We start from the raw sequence: 16003 nt of genomic DNA on the forward strand, positions 1-16003 counted from the left end.
CTGGTGGGCATCGCAAAGTCTTATCCTGGCAGGTTGCCGGCGGTTGAACAACTCAGCTCAGATGCTGCTGATAAACGCTGATTATTTCACCGGCAATCGCCACCGCAATCTCTGCCGGCAGCTTGCCTTTCACGTCCGGCAGGCCGATCGGGCAACGCAGCCGCGCCAGCCGATCGGCCTGCGCGCCCTTGCCCGCCAGCCGGTAGCGGAAACGCTGGCTTTTGGTTTGCGAGCCAATCACCCCTGCATAGCGAAAATCCCCGCGCTTCAGCACCGCCTCGCACAGGTCGAAATCGAGCGGATGATGATGGGTCATTATGATGAAATAGCTGTCCGGTGCAGCCTGGGCCACGCAGTCCAGCGGGTCTTCCGGTTGCAGAGTGAGCACGCCGGGCGGGACGTGCGCAAACTGATCCGGGCGACTGTCGATCCAGCTAATGTGACAGGGTAACGTTGACAGCAGGTTAACCAGTGCCTGGCCGACGTGACCCGCACCGAACAGCAGGATTTCCGGCTGGTTCTGCAACAGCGGCTCAAACAGCAGCGTGGTTTTACCGCCGCAACACTGTCCCAGCCGCGCGCCGAGGCTGTAATCCTCGGTGTGCGGTGCGCTGGCCCCGCTCTGCAACATGGCGCGTGCCTGGGCAATGCACTGAAATTCCAGCTGGCCACCGCCGATGGTCAGATAGCTCTGCTGCGATGTCACCACCATTTTGCTGCCGCTGTCGCGTGGCACCGAACCGTGTTCACTGAGCACGGTAATTAATACGCAGCTCTGGCGCTTTTCACGCAGCTGCTGCAGCACGGTTATCCAGTCAGGGTAGATCATCACAGGCTCCTGCCAGTTGCAGCACGCCATTCAGTACCCGCTCTGGCGTGGCGGGCGCATCCAGCTGCGGATGTTGCACATAACCGCCGACGCTGGCCACTGCATCCTGCAGCGCGCACCAGGCGGCAATGCCCAGCATAAACGGCGGCTCCCCGACGGCTTTCGAGTGAAAGACCGTATCCTGTGGATTTTTACGGTTTTCCACCAGCGTCACCCGCAGATCGGCCGGAACGTCACTGATAGCCGGGATTTTGTAGCTGGCCGGGCCGTCAGTCAGCAATTGCCCTTTTTCGCTCCACACCAGCTCTTCACAGGTCAGCCAGCCAACGCCCTGTACAAATCCGCCTTCAACCTGGCCGATGTCGATTGCCGGATTCAGCGAGGCACCCACGTCGTGCAGAATATCTGCGCGCAGCAGGCGATACTCACCGGTTAAGGTATCGATCACCACTTCACAGCAGGCCGCGCCGTAAGCGAAGTAGTAAAAAGGCTGGCCGCGCCCCGCCAGCCGGTCGTAATGAATACCCGGCACGCGGTAGTAGCCGTTGGCAGACAGCGGCACCTGATTCAGCCATGCCAGCTGCGCCACGTCGGCGAAGGTGTAATGTTTTTCAGCGGCGCGCACGATGCCGTTACGGAAACTGACCTCGGAGGCATCGCACTGATGGAGCTGACACAGCATTTGTGTCATACGCTCGCGCAGGATCTCCGCTGCGTTCTGCGCCGCCTTACCGTTCAGATCGGCCCCGCTGGAAGCCGCCGTCGGCGAGGTGTTCGGCACTTTGCCGGTATCGGTGGCGGTGATCTGAATCTTATCAACTTCAATCTGCAGTACTTCGGCAACGATCTGGATGATTTTGGTATTGAGTCCCTGGCCCATCTCGGTGCCGCCGTGGTTGAGTTGCACCGTGCCATCGGTGTAAATCAGAATCAGTGCGCCCGCCTGGTTGAGAAAGCTGGAGGTAAACGAGATGCCGAATTTAACCGGCGTCAGCGCCAGACCGCGCTTCAGCAGCGGGCTGCGGGCATTAAATGCGCTGATCTCCGCCCGACGGGCCTGATAATCGCTGCTCAGCTCCAGCTGTTCGGTGATCTCGTCCAGCAAATTATCTTCAACCTGCTGATGATAATGGGTAATGTTGCGATCCTGCTTGCCGTAATAGTTGCGCTTACGCAGCGCCAGCGGATCAAGGCCGCGTTCACGCGCAATGTGGTCCATGATCTGCTCAATCGCCACCATGCCCTGCGGGCCGCCAAAGCCGCGATAAGCGGTATTTGAGGCCGTGTTGGTGCGACAGCGGTAACCGGTAATGCGCGCATCGCCAAGGTAATAGGCGTTATCCGCGTGGAACATCGCCCGATCGACGATAGATCCGCTGAGATCCAGTGAATAACCGCAGTTGCCCGCCAGATCGATCTTTACTCCGCACAACAGCCCATCATCCTCAACGCCGACCTCGTAGCGGACAAAGAACGGATGCCGTTTGCCGGTAATGCGCATGTCGTCACGGCGTGAAAGCCGCATCTTCGCGGCCCGGCCGGTCTGGCGAGCGACGATGGCGCACAGGCAGGCGACGCCCGCCGCCTGGGTCTCTTTGCCGCCAAATCCGCCGCCCATACGCCGCATATCAATGGTGACCTGATTCATGCTGATGCCCATCACCTCGGCCACCAGCTTCTGTACTTCAGTGGGGTTCTGGGTCGAGGAAAAGACCTGCAGCTGCTGATCTTCGCCGGGGATCACCAGCGCGGTCTGGGTTTCCAGATAAAAGTGCTCCTGTCCGCCAATGTGAAAGGAACCGCTGATGCGATGCGGTGCACGTGCCAGTGCGGCCTCGACGTCGCCGCGCTGATGCACATGCGGCTCCTGAACAAAACTGTTCTGCGCCAGTGCCTGTTCGACATCAAGGAGCGGCTCCAGCACCTCATATTCAATCACGGCGGCGGCGGCACCGGCTCGTGCGGCATCCGGTGACTCAGCCGCCACCACCATCACAATCTGACCGAGATACTCCACCTTGTCGTGCGCCAGCAGCGGGTCGCCTGGCTCCAGCGGACCGACATCATTGATGCCGGGCACATCCTGCCAGGTCAGCACACTGACCACGCCGGGAATGGCGTAACACGGCTGGACATCAATCCGGCTGATGCGCGCATGGGCGTGCTCACTCAGCCGCGGGCAGAGGTGCAGCAAACCGGGCAGTTCGGGTTTATCGTCGATAAAGCACGCCTCACCGGAAACGTGCTTTTCCGCGCTTTCGTGTTTGTTACTGCGGCCAACGCCGCTCTGTATCGCGGCAGCATGCTGCGCTTTGATCACCTGTTCATTTAATTCAGGACGGTTATGAGACATAGCGGGCCACCTCAACACAGGATAATTCGCCGTTGTAGCGATGGTAATAACGCCGCAGCAGGTTACGCGCCACCTGCAGACGGTAACTGGCGCTGGCGCGGAAGTCAGACAGCGGCTGGAAATCTTCCGCCAGCGCGGCGGCCGCGCGTGACACCGTCACGGCGTTAAAAGGTTGATCCAGCAGCGCCTGTTCGCACTGTGTGGCCCTTTTCGGCGTAGCGGCCATACCGCCAAACGCAATGCGTGCTGCGCGGACATGGCCCTGCTCAATCTCAAGATTAAAAGCGGCGAACACCGCTGAAATGTCGTCATCAAGCCGCTTAGAGACTTTCCACGCGACAAAGTTCGGTGACACCGTCACTTTATCGATCCGAATCGCGCGGATAAATTCACCTGGCTGTAAGCAGGTCTGGCGGTAGCCGGTGAAAAACTGGTCGAGCGGCAGGCTGCGCTGCTGCTCGCCGTGCTGCAACAGCAGGCTGGCATTCAGCGCCAGCAGCATCGGCGAGGCATCACCAATCGGCGAGGCATTGGCGATATTGCCGCCCAGCGTGCCCTGCAGGCGGATTTGCAGCGAGGCAAAACGGTGCAGCATCTCACTGACGCCCGGAATACGGTCGGCGAGGAAGTCGGTAATCTGCTGCAGCGAGGCGGCGGCACCGAGTAAATAGTGATCGTCAAATTCACTGCACACTTTGAGCGCGGCAACCTGCTCCAGTGCGATCAGCAGCGGTATTCGCTTATGCTGCTGAGTGATGGTCAGACTCAGGTCGGTGCCACCGGCAATCAGCGTGGCCTCAGGATGCTCCAGATAGATCTGTGCCAGCTGGGCCGGAGTTTTAGGCAGGAAACAGCGTCGCCCGCCCCCGTTCAGCTGCTGCATCTGATTATTCGCCAGCGCCTCCAGCCGCTGCACCACGCTGGCTGCATGGTGATCGAATTGGTCGCTGACCGGCTGTGAACAGAGCTGCTGCGCGGCCGCCATGATCGGCCGGTAGCCGGTGCAGCGACACAGATTGCCCGCCAGCGCACTCTCCGCCTGATGGCTATCCCAGCCTTTGGCCGATTTTTGCAGGCTGAACAGCGACATCACAAAGCCCGGCGTACAAAAACCACATTGTGAGCCGTGGCAGTCAACCATTGCCTGCTGCGCCGGATGCAGAGCACGCCCGTGACGCAGATCCTCAACGGTAATCAGCTGCTTGCCCTGCAGCGTCGATACCAGCGTCAGACAGCTGTTGACCGTTTCATACTGCATTTCCCCATCGACCGCTTTAGCCAGCGTGACGCTACAGGCACCGCAGTCTCCTGAGGCGCAGCCCTCTTTGGTGCCGGTGCGGCGCTGATGGCCGCGCAGATAGTTAAGTACCGTCAGGTTAGGATCCAACGCCTCTTCGGTAATCAGTTGGTTATTTAACAGGAACTGGATCATGCGGCTTGCTCTCCCGCGTCGCGCTGCCATACCGGACGGCCGTTTACCCAGGTCTGGGCAATATTGCGGTCATCGCCCAGCGTCATTAAGACAAACAATTTTTCCCAGATATCTTTGCTGTTGCCGATGCGTAAGGTCTGTAAGGCTGAGACGGCCGGATCGAGCACCACAAAGTCCGCCTCTTTGCCCGGATTAAAATTGCCGATGGCGTGATCGAGATCCAGCGCCCGCGCGCCACCCAGCGTAGCGTGATAAAAGGCTTCGGCGGCGCTCAGCTTATACTGCTGCAGCTGGCCCACTTTGTAGGCTTCGCCCAGCGTTTGCAGCATGCTGAAGGTGGTACCGGCCCCGACATCGGTGCCGATGCCGACTTTGACGCCCTGCTGCCAGCTGCGTTTGAGGTTAAACAGCCCGCTGCCGAGAAACAGGTTGGAGGTCGGACAGAAAGCAACAGAGGAATCGGTATCGTGCAGGCACTGCCATTCGCTGTCGTCGAGATGCACGCAGTGCGCAAACACGCTGCGGCGCCCGGTCAGCTGATAGTGGTGGTAAACGTCAAGATAGCCGGCGCGCTCAGGAAACAGCTGTTTCACCCAGGCGACCTCCTGCGGATTTTCACTCAGGTGGGTGTGCAGCCAGGTATCGGGAAACTCCTGGCGCAGCTGCTGCACTTTTGCCAGCAGCTGCGGCGAGGAAGTTGGCGCGAAACGCGGCGTCAGCGCGTAGCTCAGCCGTCCACGCTGGTGCCAGCGTTCAATCAGTGCGCGGGTCTGCTGATAGCTCTGTTCCGGCGTTTCGATCAGGTTGTCTGGCGCATTGCGATCCATCATCACTTTGCCGGCAATCAAGCGCATATTCAGCGCTTCCGCCGCGCTGAACAGCGCCTCGACCGACTGCGGATGCACGGTGCCAAACACCAGTGCGCTGGTGGTGCCGTTCGACAGCAGCTGATGCAGGAAGAAGGCTGACATCCGTGCCGCATGGTCCGGGCAGTGATATTGCGCCTCGACCGGGAAGGTATAGTGATTCAGCCATTCCAGCAGCTGCTCGCCGAACGCGCCGATCATTTCGGTCTGCGGATAGTGAATATGGGTATCGACGAAGCCCGGTACGATCAGTTTTCCGCGCAGATCCACCACCGGCTGACCAGCCAGTTCGGCGCTGCACTCCTGCCACGGCGCTAAGCCTATCACCCGCCCGTCACGCAGCCGCAGCACCCCATCTTCCAGATAGCGCGCCGCAGAGAGCAGTGCGTCGGGCTGGTCTGCCACCGATTTGAAGTCAAAAAAACTGGCGCGTATCGCCGTATCTGTCGCTGATGACATGGCTTTTCCTTTCTGAAAGCACTGCGGCCTTCTTTTAATTATGCAGATGATTGCCTTAATGCCACGTTGCAACTGCCGTGCCAGATCGGAAATGACTATTTTTCTATAATTATCAGTAAATTAAATAAAATCCCGGCTGTTGCGCAACTTTCTGCAGGCAGCGTTGCTCCGCAACCGTTTGCCTGGCGTTAGCAATCGGTTGCCTGGCGAGCGACTGCGAAAACGGCTGATTTTTACCGCGGTGATCCGTGGCTGCGCTGCCCCGTTAGTGTGCATCACGCCCCAAAACAGCGCAGCCGCCGGGACGGTAAAATCCCTTTACAGCCCGATCGCTTTTTCGGCGGGCGCAAGCGGAAATGAAATGCTATGGTGAAGCCATCGATTGTGAAAATGGCATAAGGAACAGTGAGATGATTATTTTTGTCACCGGCGCGACCGCCGGTTTTGGTGAAAGCATCACCCGTCGCTTTATCGCAACCGGCCATAAAGTGATTGCCAGCGGACGGCGCGCCGAGCGCCTGAAAGCGCTGAAAGATGAGCTGGGCGATAACCTGTATACCGTGCAGCTTGATGTGCGTAACCGGGCAGCCATTGAAGAGGTGGTAAAACAGCTGCCGGCGGAATGGCGCGAAATCGATGTGCTGGTCAATAACGCCGGCCTGGCGCTGGGGATTGAGCCAGCCCACCGCGCCAACGTTGAAGACTGGGAAAATATGATCGACACCAACACCAAGGGTCTGGTCTATATGACGCGCGCCCTGCTGCCGCAGATGGTGGAGCGCAACGTCGGACACGTGATCAATATCGGGTCGATCGCCGGCAGCTGGCCCTATGCAGGCGGTAACGTCTATGGCGCGACCAAAGCCTTTGTCCGTCAGTTCAGCCTTAATCTGCGAACCGACCTGCACGGCACCGCGCTGCGCGTTACCGACATCGAACCAGGCCTGGTGGGCGGCACCGAGTTCTCTAACGTCCGTTTCAAAGGCGACGATGACAAAGCCGGTCAGGTGTATGAAGGCGCCACAGCATTAACCCCGGATGATGTGACCGAAGCGGTTTACTGGGTCGCCACGCTGCCTAAGCATGTCAACATCAACACGCTTGAGATGATGCCTGTCAGCCAGACAGTGGCCGGTCTGAAGGTGCACAAGCCGTAAGCCTCAGAGCCAGCCTTGCCGGCTGGCTCTAGCCCCGCCCCCAGCCCAGCACGATAATCAGCATGCCGCTAAAGGCGACAATCGCCCCGCTCCAGTCCCAGGCGCTGAGCTTCACGCCGTCGACCACCCGCAACCACAGCAGTGCGGTCAGCACATAGACTCCGCCATAAGCGGCATACACCCTTCCGCTGGCGGCAGGATGCAGCGTCAGCAGCCAGACAAACAGCGCCAGGCTGGCGGCGGCGGGTAGCAGTAGCCAGACGGAGCCGCCTTTTTTCAGCCACAGCCACGGCAAAAAGCAGCCGATAATTTCCGCCAGCGCGGTGATAAAAAACAGCAAGGCGGTTTTAATCAGCATCCTTTTCTCTCACAAACGTAAACAAACGACTCACCGCTGGTGAGCAAAGAAACGGCGATGATATACTAAGCCTGTCCGCGGCAACAGCCGTTACTATTGGCAATGTCTGCGTTAACTGAAGGAAAGCGCAATGAAAAAATTGATCCCGGTCCTGCTGGTCAGCCTGCTGTCAGCGGCAGCCTTTAATGCCAGTGCTACCACTAATCGCCTGATTATTGAAGATGGCAGCAGCGCCGCCAGTAACGAAGCAGCGCGTCAGGATAAAGAGCAGTGGAATGACACGCGGATGCTGCGTAACAAGGTGAATAGCCGCGTCGAGAAAGAGTTTGATAAGGCCGATCGCGCGTTTGATACCCGCGATAAGTGTGAGCAAAGCCTGAACCTCAACGCTTACTGGGAGCCGAATACCCTGCGTTGTCTGGATCGCCGCTCCGGCCGGCCAGTTACCCCCTGATTTTCAGCTATAGTAATGACGGACGACTAACATAAGGAATACGTGATGAAGCTACAGAGGGTTTTGTTAACGGCGACGTTGTTCGCGCTGCCCGTGCTGGCACAGGCATCCTGTGAATCGGTCAAAACCGAGATCAGCCAGAAAATTATTCAGAACGGTGTGCCCGAATCGGGTTTTAGTCTCGACATCGTCGCCAACGATCAGGTTGATCAGGCTGGCGGTCAGGTGGTGGGACATTGTGAGAACGACACACAAAAGATTGTTTACAAGCGCATGGGGCGTGACGATGACGCCAGCGTGCCAGACAGTGCCGGCAGTTCACAGGACGCGCCCGCACAGTAAACAACCGCAGGGCGACCTCCTGTCGCCCTGCTCGCTATTCCGCATGCTCCGGCCGCTGACGCGGCATCATCCACGCCACACCCAGCGCAAACAGCGCAATCACCAGAGCCACCACAAACACCCAGTGCAGTGAGGCGGCAATTGCCTGCACCATCTGCTGCAGCGTCTCCGGTGTCAGCTGACGACGACTTTCATCGGCCATAATCTGCTGCACCGGGTCCTGCGCCTGCGGCAACCGCCAGTGTAAATTAAGGTTCAGCACCGCGCCCATGATGGCGGTGCCAATCGCCGAGCCAATCATCCGGCTAAACATAATCGAAGCGGTACAGATGCCGCGAATCTGGTAATCCGCCTGATTCTGCACCGAGACCAGAAACGTGGTGCTGGTCATTCCCATACCGGTACCGATGACAAAGGCGGTTAAGCCAGCCTGATACAGCGAGCTGTCAGGCCGCAACAGCAGCAGTAAGGCGCTGCCGGTTATCAGCAACAGCGCACCCAGCTGGGCGGTAAAGCGATAAGAGGTGCGCAGCATCAGACGGCCGCTCAGGGTACTGGCCAGCGGCCAGCCGATTGACATCATTGCCAGGGCGCTGCCCGCCTGCAGCGGCGAGCCGCCGCCAATGCCCTGAATCCAGGTTGGCAGAAAAGCGCTGATCCCCATCATGGCGGCTCCGATGATCAGGTTGCCGGCATTCCCGGCAATGATCAGCCGGCTGCGCCAGATAATCAGCGGAAACAGCGGCGCGTCGGCCCGCTGCTCGTGCCGTTTCAGCATCCAGCCGGCAAACAGCGAAAACAGCAGAAACGGGATCAGCCATAAGCCGAGCTGTTCTGCCTGCAGCAGCGCAACCAGCAGCGCGCTGACGCACAGCATCAGCCAGCCACTGCCGGCCAGATTCAGCGGCTGCCGCTGTTGTTGCTGCTGATGCGTCGGTAACCAGCGCGCCAGCATCAGCATGCTGATCAGCCCGATGGGCAGGTTGACCCAGAAAATCACCGACCAGCTAAAGTGCTGCACCAGCCAGGCTCCGGTTAGCGGACCGACGATCGCCGCAACGCCCCAGACGCTGGAGAGCCAGCCCTGCACGCTGGCGCGCTCACGCGGTGAGTAGATGTCTGCCACGATAGTCGAACTCAGCGGCATGATGGCTCCGGCTCCCAATCCCTGAAAGGCGCGGAACAGGATCAGCCAGGTCATGCTGTGGGCGAAACCGCACAGCACCGAGCCAATAAGAAAAATCGAGGTGCCGATAAAAAACATCTTTTTACGGCCGTAAAGATCCGCCAGCCGGCCATACAGCGGCACGCTGACCGCCTGGGTGAGCAGATAGATGGAAAATACCCAGCCAAACTGCGAAAAACCGCCCAGTTCGGCAATGATGGTGGGCATAGCGGTGGCAACGATGGTGACTTCAATCGCCGCCATAAACATTGCCAGCATGCAGGCAATTAAGATCCAGTGACGGTGTCCGGTCTGGAGTTGTGCACTTTCAGTCATAGGGTTCCTTTTTTTGCTGCAAGCGTAGCTGAAAATCCGCTCAGGCAGTTTTCCTTCAGTGCGCATCATTAGCGCTCTCTGTGACATTGTCACCCAAAGTCGATGAAAAATTTTCATTGATGCGTCAGCCCAATCGCCACGCGGCTTTAACACTATTTTAACCTGCTTTTAATCCCCTGATTTGACGCTAAAAAGCTAGCGCGCTTCGCTTCAGGCTGCTATAGCAATAAGGCTTCTTTCTCAGTATTCACTGAAAAAGCGTAGATAAACAGTCATTTTGTCTACATTTTATCGCAGTTTCGGTATTGGGAGCCGTGGCCTTTTTTGCTGCTTCTGTCGGACTGTTAATGGTTGTTATAACAATTGAGATCGTTATCAGGGAGACTCCCTTATGCAAAATGCTTCACTGGTGCGCCGTGCCGGTCAGGCACTGCTGGCGGTGGCGGTGGTAATAGGCGCGCTAATCTGGGGCCTCGGCTGGGACCAGCTGGTTGCCCGAAAGGTCGATTTGCTCTATCTCGGACAACAACATCTGTTTTTAGTCTTCTGGTCGATGCTGTTCGCCCTGCTGGTCGGTATTCCCAGCGGCATCATCCTCAGCCGCCCTTTTGCCCGTCGCTGGGCTGAATATGTGATGCAGATTTTTAACGTCGGCAATACCCTGCCACCGCTGGCGGTGCTGGCATTAGCGATGGTCATTATCGGCATCGGTGACCGTCCGGCGCTGATCGCGTTGTTTCTCGCCTCGCTGCTGCCTATCGTGCGTAACACCTTCTCCGGTCTGAGCGCAGTGCCCGCCTCGCTGATCGAAGCCGCCAACGGCATTGGCATGACCAAAATGCAGCGTCTGCGCCAGGTCGAAATCCCGAATGCGCTGCCGGTAATCCTGACCGGGGTGCGCATCGCGACCGCTATCAATGTCGGCACCGCGCCGCTGGCGTTTCTGATTGGTGCCAGCAGCTTCGGCGAGCTGATCTTTCCCGGCATCTACCTCAATGACTTCCCGACGCTGATTCTCGGCGCGGTGGCAACGGCACTGGTGGCCCTGGTGCTGGATATGCTGCTGGCCGCCCTGGGCCGCGTTCTCAGTCCGCACGCTGCGGCATAACGATAAGGAATTTTGCGATGCTAACGCGCTGGATTAAACAGAGTGCACTTGCGGTGATGGCGACGCTGGCCCTGAGCCAGACGGCCCAGGCCGCCGCTCCGCTGGTGATGGCGACCAAGAGCTTTACCGAGCAGCATATCCTGTCGGCCATGACGGTGATGTGGTTAGAGAAAAAGGGCTTTGAGGTGATCCCGAAGCGCAATATCGCCACCACCATCGGCCGTAATGCGCTGCTGAATAAGCAGATCGACATGACCTGGGAGTACACCGGCACTTCGTTGATCATCTTCAACCATATCAGCCAGCCGATGTCCTCTGAGCAGGCGTATGAAACGGTGAAGAAACTCGATGCGAAGCTGGGGCTGGTATGGCTTAACCCGGCCCCGATGAACAACACCTATGCCTTTGCCATGACCCGGCAGCGGGCGGAAAAAGAGGGGATCACCACCCTGTCGCAGCTGGTGACGAAGCTGGAGCAGGTGCGTAAACAGGACCCGGAGCACAACTGGCGACTGGGGCTGGATCTGGAGTTCTCCGGCCGCTCAGACGGCATGAAGCCGTTACAGAAGACCTATAACATGGCGCTGGATCGGCCGCAGATCCGTCAGATGGACCCCGGCTTAGTCTATAACGCTATCCGTGATGGCTTCGTCGATGCCGGTCTGATCTATACCACCGACGGCCGGGTGAAAGGCTTCGACCTGAAAGTGCTGGAGGATGATAAGCACTTCTTCCCGAGCTATAACGTCACGCCGGTGGTGCGTAAAGATGTGCTGGAGAGCCATCCGGGGCTGGAAGCGGCGCTGAATCAGCTATCACCGCTGATTACCGATGAGTCGATCACCGAAATGAATAAGCGGGTCGATATCGATCACCAGTCACCGGAACAGGTGGCGCGTGATTTCCTTAAATCCAAAAACATGCTGTAAGGAGGCACTGTGGATACCCTTCACTACATCATGGATAACTGGAACAGCCTGCTGACGCTTAGCTGGCAGCACACCTGGCTGGTGCTGGTCGCGGTTGGGCTGGCGATTGTGATTGGCGTGCCGCTTGGCATTCTGATTGTCCGGGTCCGCTGGCTGGCGACGCCGATCCTCGGTATCGCCACCGTGGTGCTGACCATTCCGACCATCGCGCTGTTTGGCCTGATGATCCCGCTGTTTTCAATCATCGGTCAGGGCATTGGCGCCCTGCCAGCGATTACCGCAGTGTTTCTCTACTCGCTGCTGCCGATTGTGCGTAATACCCATACCGCGCTGGAGAACCTGCCCGACGGCCTGCGCGAAGCCGGTCGCGGCATCGGCATGACCTTCTGGCAGCGATTACGTTGGGTGGAAATTCCGATGGCCCTGCCGGTGATTTTCGGCGGTATCCGCACCGCGGTAGTGATGAACGTCGGCGTGATGGCGATTGCCGCGGTGATTGGTGCCGGTGGCCTGGGTCAGCTGTTGCTCGACGGCATCAGCGGCAGTGATATTCGTATGTTGATAGCCGGGGCGTTAATGATTTGCCTGCTGGCGATTGTTCTTGACTGGCTGCTGCACCGTTTGCAGCAGGCGCTGACTCCTAAGGGAATTCGATAATGATTACACTGGAAAACCTGACGAAAACCTTTACCCAGAAAAACGGCACCACCATGAAAGCGGTGGATAACGTTAGCCTGGAAGTGCCAGCCGGTGAGATGTGCGTGCTGCTGGGGCCATCGGGCTGCGGCAAAACCACCACCCTGAAGATGATTAACCGCCTGATCCCCGCCACCAGCGGCCGCATCCTGATCAATGGCGAAGATACCAGCACTCAGGACACCACCACGCTGCGCCGTAACATCGGCTATGTGATCCAGCAGATTGGCCTGTTTCCCAACATGACCATCGAAGAGAACATTACCGTGGTGCCGCGCATGCTGGGCTGGGATAAGAAACGCTGCCGGGAGCGCGCCACCGAGTTGATGAGTATGGTGGCGCTCGACCCGAGCAAGTTCCTGCATCGCTACCCGCGTGAAATGTCGGGTGGCCAGCAGCAGCGTATTGGGGTGATCCGCGCGCTGGCGGCTGATCCTCCGGTGCTGCTGATGGATGAACCCTTTGGTGCGGTCGACCCGATCAACCGTGAAGTGATCCAGAACGAATTTCTTGATATGCAGCGTCAGCTGAAGAAAACCGTGATGCTGGTGAGTCATGACATCGATGAAGCACTGAAGCTCGGTGACCGAATCGCGGTGTTTGGTCAGGGTAAAATTGTGCAGTGCGCCAGCCCGGACGAGCTGCTGGCAACGCCAGCCAACGACTTTGTCGGATCGTTTGTCGGTCAGGACCGGACGCTGAAACGCCTGCTGCTGGTGCAGGCGGGTGACGTCACCGATCAGCAGCCCACCATCACCGTACAGCGATCAACCTCACTGGAAGAAGCCTTCGGCACCATGGATGACAATGATATGCGCTCGATTACCGTGGTGGATGAAGATGGCAAGCCGCTCGGCTTTGTGAAACGGCGTGAGGCACGTAACGCCAGCGGCCGCTGCGAAGAGCGCCTGCACACCTTTAAGGTAACCGGAAAAGCGGAAGAGAACCTGCGCGTGGTGCTGTCAAAACTGTATGAGCACAACACCGTCTGGATGCCGATTGTCGATGAAGAGGGTCGCTACAGCGGTGAGATCTCACAGGATTACATCGCCGATTACCTCAGCTCAGGCCGCACCCGCCGCCGCCTGAACCCGTAATCGCTCTCACCGCTAAGTGAAAAAGGGCCGTAATGGCCCTTTTTTTATGCCTGCTCTTCGCTGCTGTTGAGCACCTGGGTCGGTACGACGGCCACGGCGCGCGCCTCCTCCGGCAACACCATATTCAGCAGAATGGCCAGCAAACCGCCGGTAGTGACCGCATGACCAAACAGCGTGTTGATCAGCGGGGGTAACTGTTTCAGCACTTCCGGCACCGCTTCAACGCCCAGGCCGACGCCGAAAGAAACCGCGACGATCAGCATCTCACGGCGTCCTAAAGACGTTTGCGTCATCACCCGGATGCCGGCGGCAACTACGCTGCCGAACATCACGATGGTGGCCCCGCCCAGCACCGGCGGCGGAATTTGCTGTAACAGAGAGCCGACCGCCGGGAACAGACCAAGCAGCACCAGCATCAACCCCAGCACCATCCCGACATAGCGGCTGGCCACGCCGGTCATCTGGATCACCCCATTGTTTTGCGCAAAGGTGGTGTTCGGGAATGCCGAGAAAATGGCTGCCAGCAGACAGCTGACGCCGTCAGCCATAATGCCGCCCTGCAGACGCTGCTGGAACACTGTGCCGCCGATCGGCTGTTGTGATATCAGGCAATTGGCGGTGAGATCGCCCACCGCTTCAATCACCGCAATCACCGACACCAGCGCAATTGGCAAGAAAATGGTCCAGTCAAAGGCAAAGCCGAACTTAAACAGCGCAGGCAGCACCAGCGCCGCGCTGTGGTCCGGCGCTTTCAGTTGCAGATGGCCGGTTAACGCTGCCGCGATGCAGCCCACTACAATTCCGGCCACCACCGCCACCAGTCTGGTCCAGCGGTTACGCGCACGATTGAGCGCCACGATTACCAGCAGCGTCAGCGCGCCCAGCGCCAGATTGCCGGGAGCACCAAAATCACGGGCGTTGTGACCGCCAGCCCAGTCGGTGATGCTGACTTTGATCAGGCTGATGCCAATCAGGGTGATCACCGTACCGGTGACTACCGGGGTCAGCACTTTACGCAACGGACCGACACAGCGGCTAATCAGGATCGGGATCAGCGCCGCCACCAGATTGCAGCCAAACAGCATCGCCATGATCTCCTCGGGCGATCCGCCGCGCGCCTTTACCATCAGGCCGCCTGATAGCAGCACGCCGAGAAACGCGAAGCTGGTGCCCTGCAGGCAGATCATTCCGGCTCCGATGCCGAACAGGCGCCGCGCCTGTATAAAGGTACCGAGGCCCGAAACCAATAGTGACATGCTAATCAGGTAGGGAATATAGGCCTGTAGCCCCAATACTGAACCGATAATCAGCGGCGGCGTGATGATGCCGACGACGCTGGCCAGCAGATGCTGCAGGGCGGCGAAAAACGCCGGGACGGGACCAATACGGGCATCCAGCCCATATAACAAACCTTTCTCGTGTGATTGCGACATGACGGTGCTCCGGCAACAGTGATTAGCCGGACTAATGCATTTTTTGCGCCATCAGCGCTGCGTCACCTCGCCTTGCAGACCAGGTGACTGAAAAGTAACGTTATAATTCCACGACGCGGCCGGTGGCAAGGGTGCAACTTTACATTCACCACCGGCGCAGATGAGTTATTTTGTTTCATGATCAGGCGATCTTTGCACTCACAGAGTGCAGGCCTGGCTGCTCCAGCAGTGAGATATCGAAGTAGGCCGTCAGATCGCGCTGTTCGGCGCGCGGCAGATACGGCAGTTCACCCAGCAGCGGTGCCGGGATTTTTTCCCGCAGCACTTCGATGATGTTGCTGTATTGCGCCAGGCCCGGATTAATGCGGTTGGCGACCCATCCGACCAGCGGTAATCCGTCCTGTTGAATCGCTTCGGCGGTGAGCAGCGCATGGCTGATACAGCCAGTCTGAATACCGACCACCAGCACCACCGGTAACTGCTGCTCAATCACCCAGCCGGAAAGCGGACGCGCATCATTCATCAGACTGCGCCAGCCGCCGGTGCCCTCTACTATCACCCGATCCGCCTGTTCGGTCAGGTTGTTCAGGCCCTGGGTCAGTAATTCATACTGAATCACCTGACCGCTGTGGGTGGCGATCTCCTGCTCCTCAAACAACAGCGGGTTGATGGCCTGATACGGCAGTGCGACAGAAGATGCGCTTTGCAGCAGCTGCGCATCTTTATTGCGCAGGCCGTCAGCGGTTTTCACTGCACAGCGCGCCACGGGTTTGTATCCGACCGCGCTGAGGTTTGCTTTGATAAAACTTTGCAACAGCGCACGCGATACTACGGTTTTACCGACAGCGGTATCGGTGCCGGTAACAAATAGTCTCTTCACTCTACTTCTCCTCTTAAACCGGTTGCGGCTAATCGGCGATTAACCCTACTAATACTCCGCATTTTAAGGAATCGAAGATGAGAACAGATTGCGTTAGCGCAAGATTAGT

General features: G+C 58.3%; 15 protein-coding genes. 7 read left to right on the forward strand and 8 right to left on the reverse strand.

Features of this window, described 5'->3' with window-relative positions:
• Positions 1 to 52 precede the first annotated feature (52 nt).
• Genes xdhC through guaD form a run of 4 tightly spaced genes read right to left on the reverse strand, consistent with a single transcriptional unit; the run spans position 53 to position 5939 of the window.
• A complete protein-coding gene (xdhC, locus tag AC6I8I_RS09520; protein WP_312756993.1) occupies positions 53 to 829 on the reverse strand; it encodes a xanthine dehydrogenase accessory protein XdhC in 777 nt (258 codons plus the stop codon).
• Positions 816 to 3182, reverse strand: coding sequence for a xanthine dehydrogenase molybdopterin binding subunit (gene xdhB, locus AC6I8I_RS09525; protein WP_497828612.1), 2367 nt, complete (start codon positions 3180 to 3182; stop codon positions 816 to 818). Before xdhB ends, xdhC begins: the two co-directional genes overlap by 14 nt.
• Positions 3172 to 4614 (reverse strand): xanthine dehydrogenase small subunit, encoded by a 1443-nt coding sequence (xdhA, locus tag AC6I8I_RS09530; protein ID WP_497828613.1) that lies wholly within the window; start codon positions 4612 to 4614, stop codon positions 3172 to 3174. The genes xdhB and xdhA overlap by 11 nt, the downstream gene beginning before the upstream one ends.
• The gene (gene guaD, locus AC6I8I_RS09535; protein ID WP_312756999.1) at positions 4611 to 5939 is read right to left on the reverse strand and encodes a guanine deaminase; all 1329 of its coding nucleotides are present in this window, start codon (positions 5937 to 5939) and stop codon (positions 4611 to 4613) included. Before guaD ends, xdhA begins: the two co-directional genes overlap by 4 nt.
• A gap of 410 nt (positions 5940 to 6349) precedes the next feature.
• Between guaD and ydfG the strand changes: the two genes are divergently transcribed.
• Positions 6350 to 7096 carry a bifunctional NADP-dependent 3-hydroxy acid dehydrogenase/3-hydroxypropionate dehydrogenase YdfG gene (ydfG, locus tag AC6I8I_RS09540; RefSeq protein WP_312757000.1) on the forward strand — a complete coding sequence of 249 codons (747 nt, stop codon included), beginning with the start codon at positions 6350 to 6352 and terminating at the stop codon, positions 7094 to 7096.
• Positions 7097 to 7124: 28 nt separating this feature from the next.
• Here ydfG and AC6I8I_RS09545 read toward each other — a convergent pair whose 3' ends face one another.
• Entirely contained in the window at positions 7125 to 7451 is a 327-nt protein-coding gene (locus tag AC6I8I_RS09545; protein WP_031376729.1) for a YnfA family protein, read from the reverse strand.
• A 133-nt stretch (positions 7452 to 7584) separates the two neighbouring features.
• On the opposite strand from AC6I8I_RS09545, the gene AC6I8I_RS09550 reads away from it, so the two are divergent.
• Positions 7585 to 7908 (forward strand): DUF1283 family protein, encoded by a 324-nt coding sequence (locus AC6I8I_RS09550; protein ID WP_497828614.1) that lies wholly within the window; start codon positions 7585 to 7587, stop codon positions 7906 to 7908.
• A 45-nt stretch (positions 7909 to 7953) separates the two neighbouring features.
• A complete protein-coding gene (locus AC6I8I_RS09555; RefSeq protein WP_159859395.1) occupies positions 7954 to 8250 on the forward strand; it encodes a DUF1161 domain-containing protein in 297 nt (98 codons plus the stop codon).
• A 34-nt stretch (positions 8251 to 8284) separates the two neighbouring features.
• On the opposite strand, the gene AC6I8I_RS09560 is transcribed toward AC6I8I_RS09555, so the two are convergent.
• Positions 8285 to 9751, reverse strand: coding sequence for an MDR family MFS transporter (locus AC6I8I_RS09560; RefSeq protein WP_312054599.1), 1467 nt, complete (start codon positions 9749 to 9751; stop codon positions 8285 to 8287).
• Positions 9752 to 10142: 391 nt separating this feature from the next.
• On the opposite strand from AC6I8I_RS09560, the gene AC6I8I_RS09565 reads away from it, so the two are divergent.
• The 4 genes from AC6I8I_RS09565 to osmV are packed head-to-tail and all read left to right on the forward strand — an operon-like array spanning position 10143 to position 13581.
• Positions 10143 to 10859 (forward strand): ABC transporter permease, encoded by a 717-nt coding sequence (locus AC6I8I_RS09565; RefSeq protein ID WP_312054597.1) that lies wholly within the window; start codon positions 10143 to 10145, stop codon positions 10857 to 10859.
• A 56-nt stretch (positions 10860 to 10915) separates the two neighbouring features.
• A complete protein-coding gene (locus AC6I8I_RS09570) occupies positions 10916 to 11788 on the forward strand; it encodes a glycine betaine ABC transporter substrate-binding protein (RefSeq protein ID WP_312054716.1) in 873 nt (290 codons plus the stop codon).
• 9 nt (positions 11789 to 11797) lie between these two features.
• Positions 11798 to 12445 (forward strand): osmoprotectant ABC transporter permease OsmW, encoded by a 648-nt coding sequence (gene osmW / locus AC6I8I_RS09575; protein WP_069728335.1) that lies wholly within the window; start codon positions 11798 to 11800, stop codon positions 12443 to 12445.
• The gene (gene osmV / locus AC6I8I_RS09580) at positions 12445 to 13581 is read left to right on the forward strand and encodes an osmoprotectant ABC transporter ATP-binding protein OsmV (protein WP_069728336.1); all 1137 of its coding nucleotides are present in this window, start codon (positions 12445 to 12447) and stop codon (positions 13579 to 13581) included. The genes osmW and osmV overlap by 1 nt, the downstream gene beginning before the upstream one ends.
• A 44-nt stretch (positions 13582 to 13625) precedes the next feature.
• Here osmV and AC6I8I_RS09585 read toward each other — a convergent pair whose 3' ends face one another.
• A complete protein-coding gene (locus AC6I8I_RS09585; RefSeq protein WP_497828615.1) occupies positions 13626 to 15014 on the reverse strand; it encodes a nucleobase:cation symporter-2 family protein in 1389 nt (462 codons plus the stop codon).
• A gap of 181 nt (positions 15015 to 15195) precedes the next feature.
• The gene (bioD, locus tag AC6I8I_RS09590) at positions 15196 to 15894 is read right to left on the reverse strand and encodes a dethiobiotin synthase (RefSeq protein WP_312054590.1); all 699 of its coding nucleotides are present in this window, start codon (positions 15892 to 15894) and stop codon (positions 15196 to 15198) included.
• Positions 15895 to 16003: the final 109 nt, after the last annotated feature.

The organism is Pantoea sp. X-Soil-YNGN-775, assembly GCF_059730575.1.

Excerpts from the sequence above, each read along its gene's own strand:
- xdhC (WP_312756993.1), bottom strand. The coding sequence starts at position 829 with ATGATCTACCCTGACTGGATAACCGTGCTGCAGCAGCTGCGTGAAAAG.
- xdhB (WP_497828612.1), bottom strand. The coding sequence starts at position 3,182 with ATGTCTCATAACCGTCCTGAATTAAATGAACAGGTGATCAAAGCGCAG.
- xdhA (WP_497828613.1), bottom strand. The coding sequence starts at position 4,614 with ATGATCCAGTTCCTGTTAAATAACCAACTGATTACCGAAGAGGCGTTG.
- guaD (WP_312756999.1), bottom strand. The coding sequence starts at position 5,939 with ATGTCATCAGCGACAGATACGGCGATACGCGCCAGTTTTTTTGACTTC.
- ydfG (WP_312757000.1), top strand. The coding sequence starts at position 6,350 with ATGATTATTTTTGTCACCGGCGCGACCGCCGGTTTTGGTGAAAGCATC.
- AC6I8I_RS09550 (WP_497828614.1), top strand. The coding sequence starts at position 7,585 with ATGAAAAAATTGATCCCGGTCCTGCTGGTCAGCCTGCTGTCAGCGGCA.
- AC6I8I_RS09555 (WP_159859395.1), top strand. The coding sequence starts at position 7,954 with ATGAAGCTACAGAGGGTTTTGTTAACGGCGACGTTGTTCGCGCTGCCC.
- AC6I8I_RS09560 (WP_312054599.1), bottom strand. The coding sequence starts at position 9,751 with ATGACTGAAAGTGCACAACTCCAGACCGGACACCGTCACTGGATCTTA.
- AC6I8I_RS09565 (WP_312054597.1), top strand. The coding sequence starts at position 10,143 with ATGCAAAATGCTTCACTGGTGCGCCGTGCCGGTCAGGCACTGCTGGCG.
- AC6I8I_RS09570 (WP_312054716.1), top strand. The coding sequence starts at position 10,916 with ATGGCGACGCTGGCCCTGAGCCAGACGGCCCAGGCCGCCGCTCCGCTG.
- osmV (WP_069728336.1), top strand. The coding sequence starts at position 12,445 with ATGATTACACTGGAAAACCTGACGAAAACCTTTACCCAGAAAAACGGC.
- AC6I8I_RS09585 (WP_497828615.1), bottom strand. The coding sequence starts at position 15,014 with ATGTCGCAATCACACGAGAAAGGTTTGTTATATGGGCTGGATGCCCGT.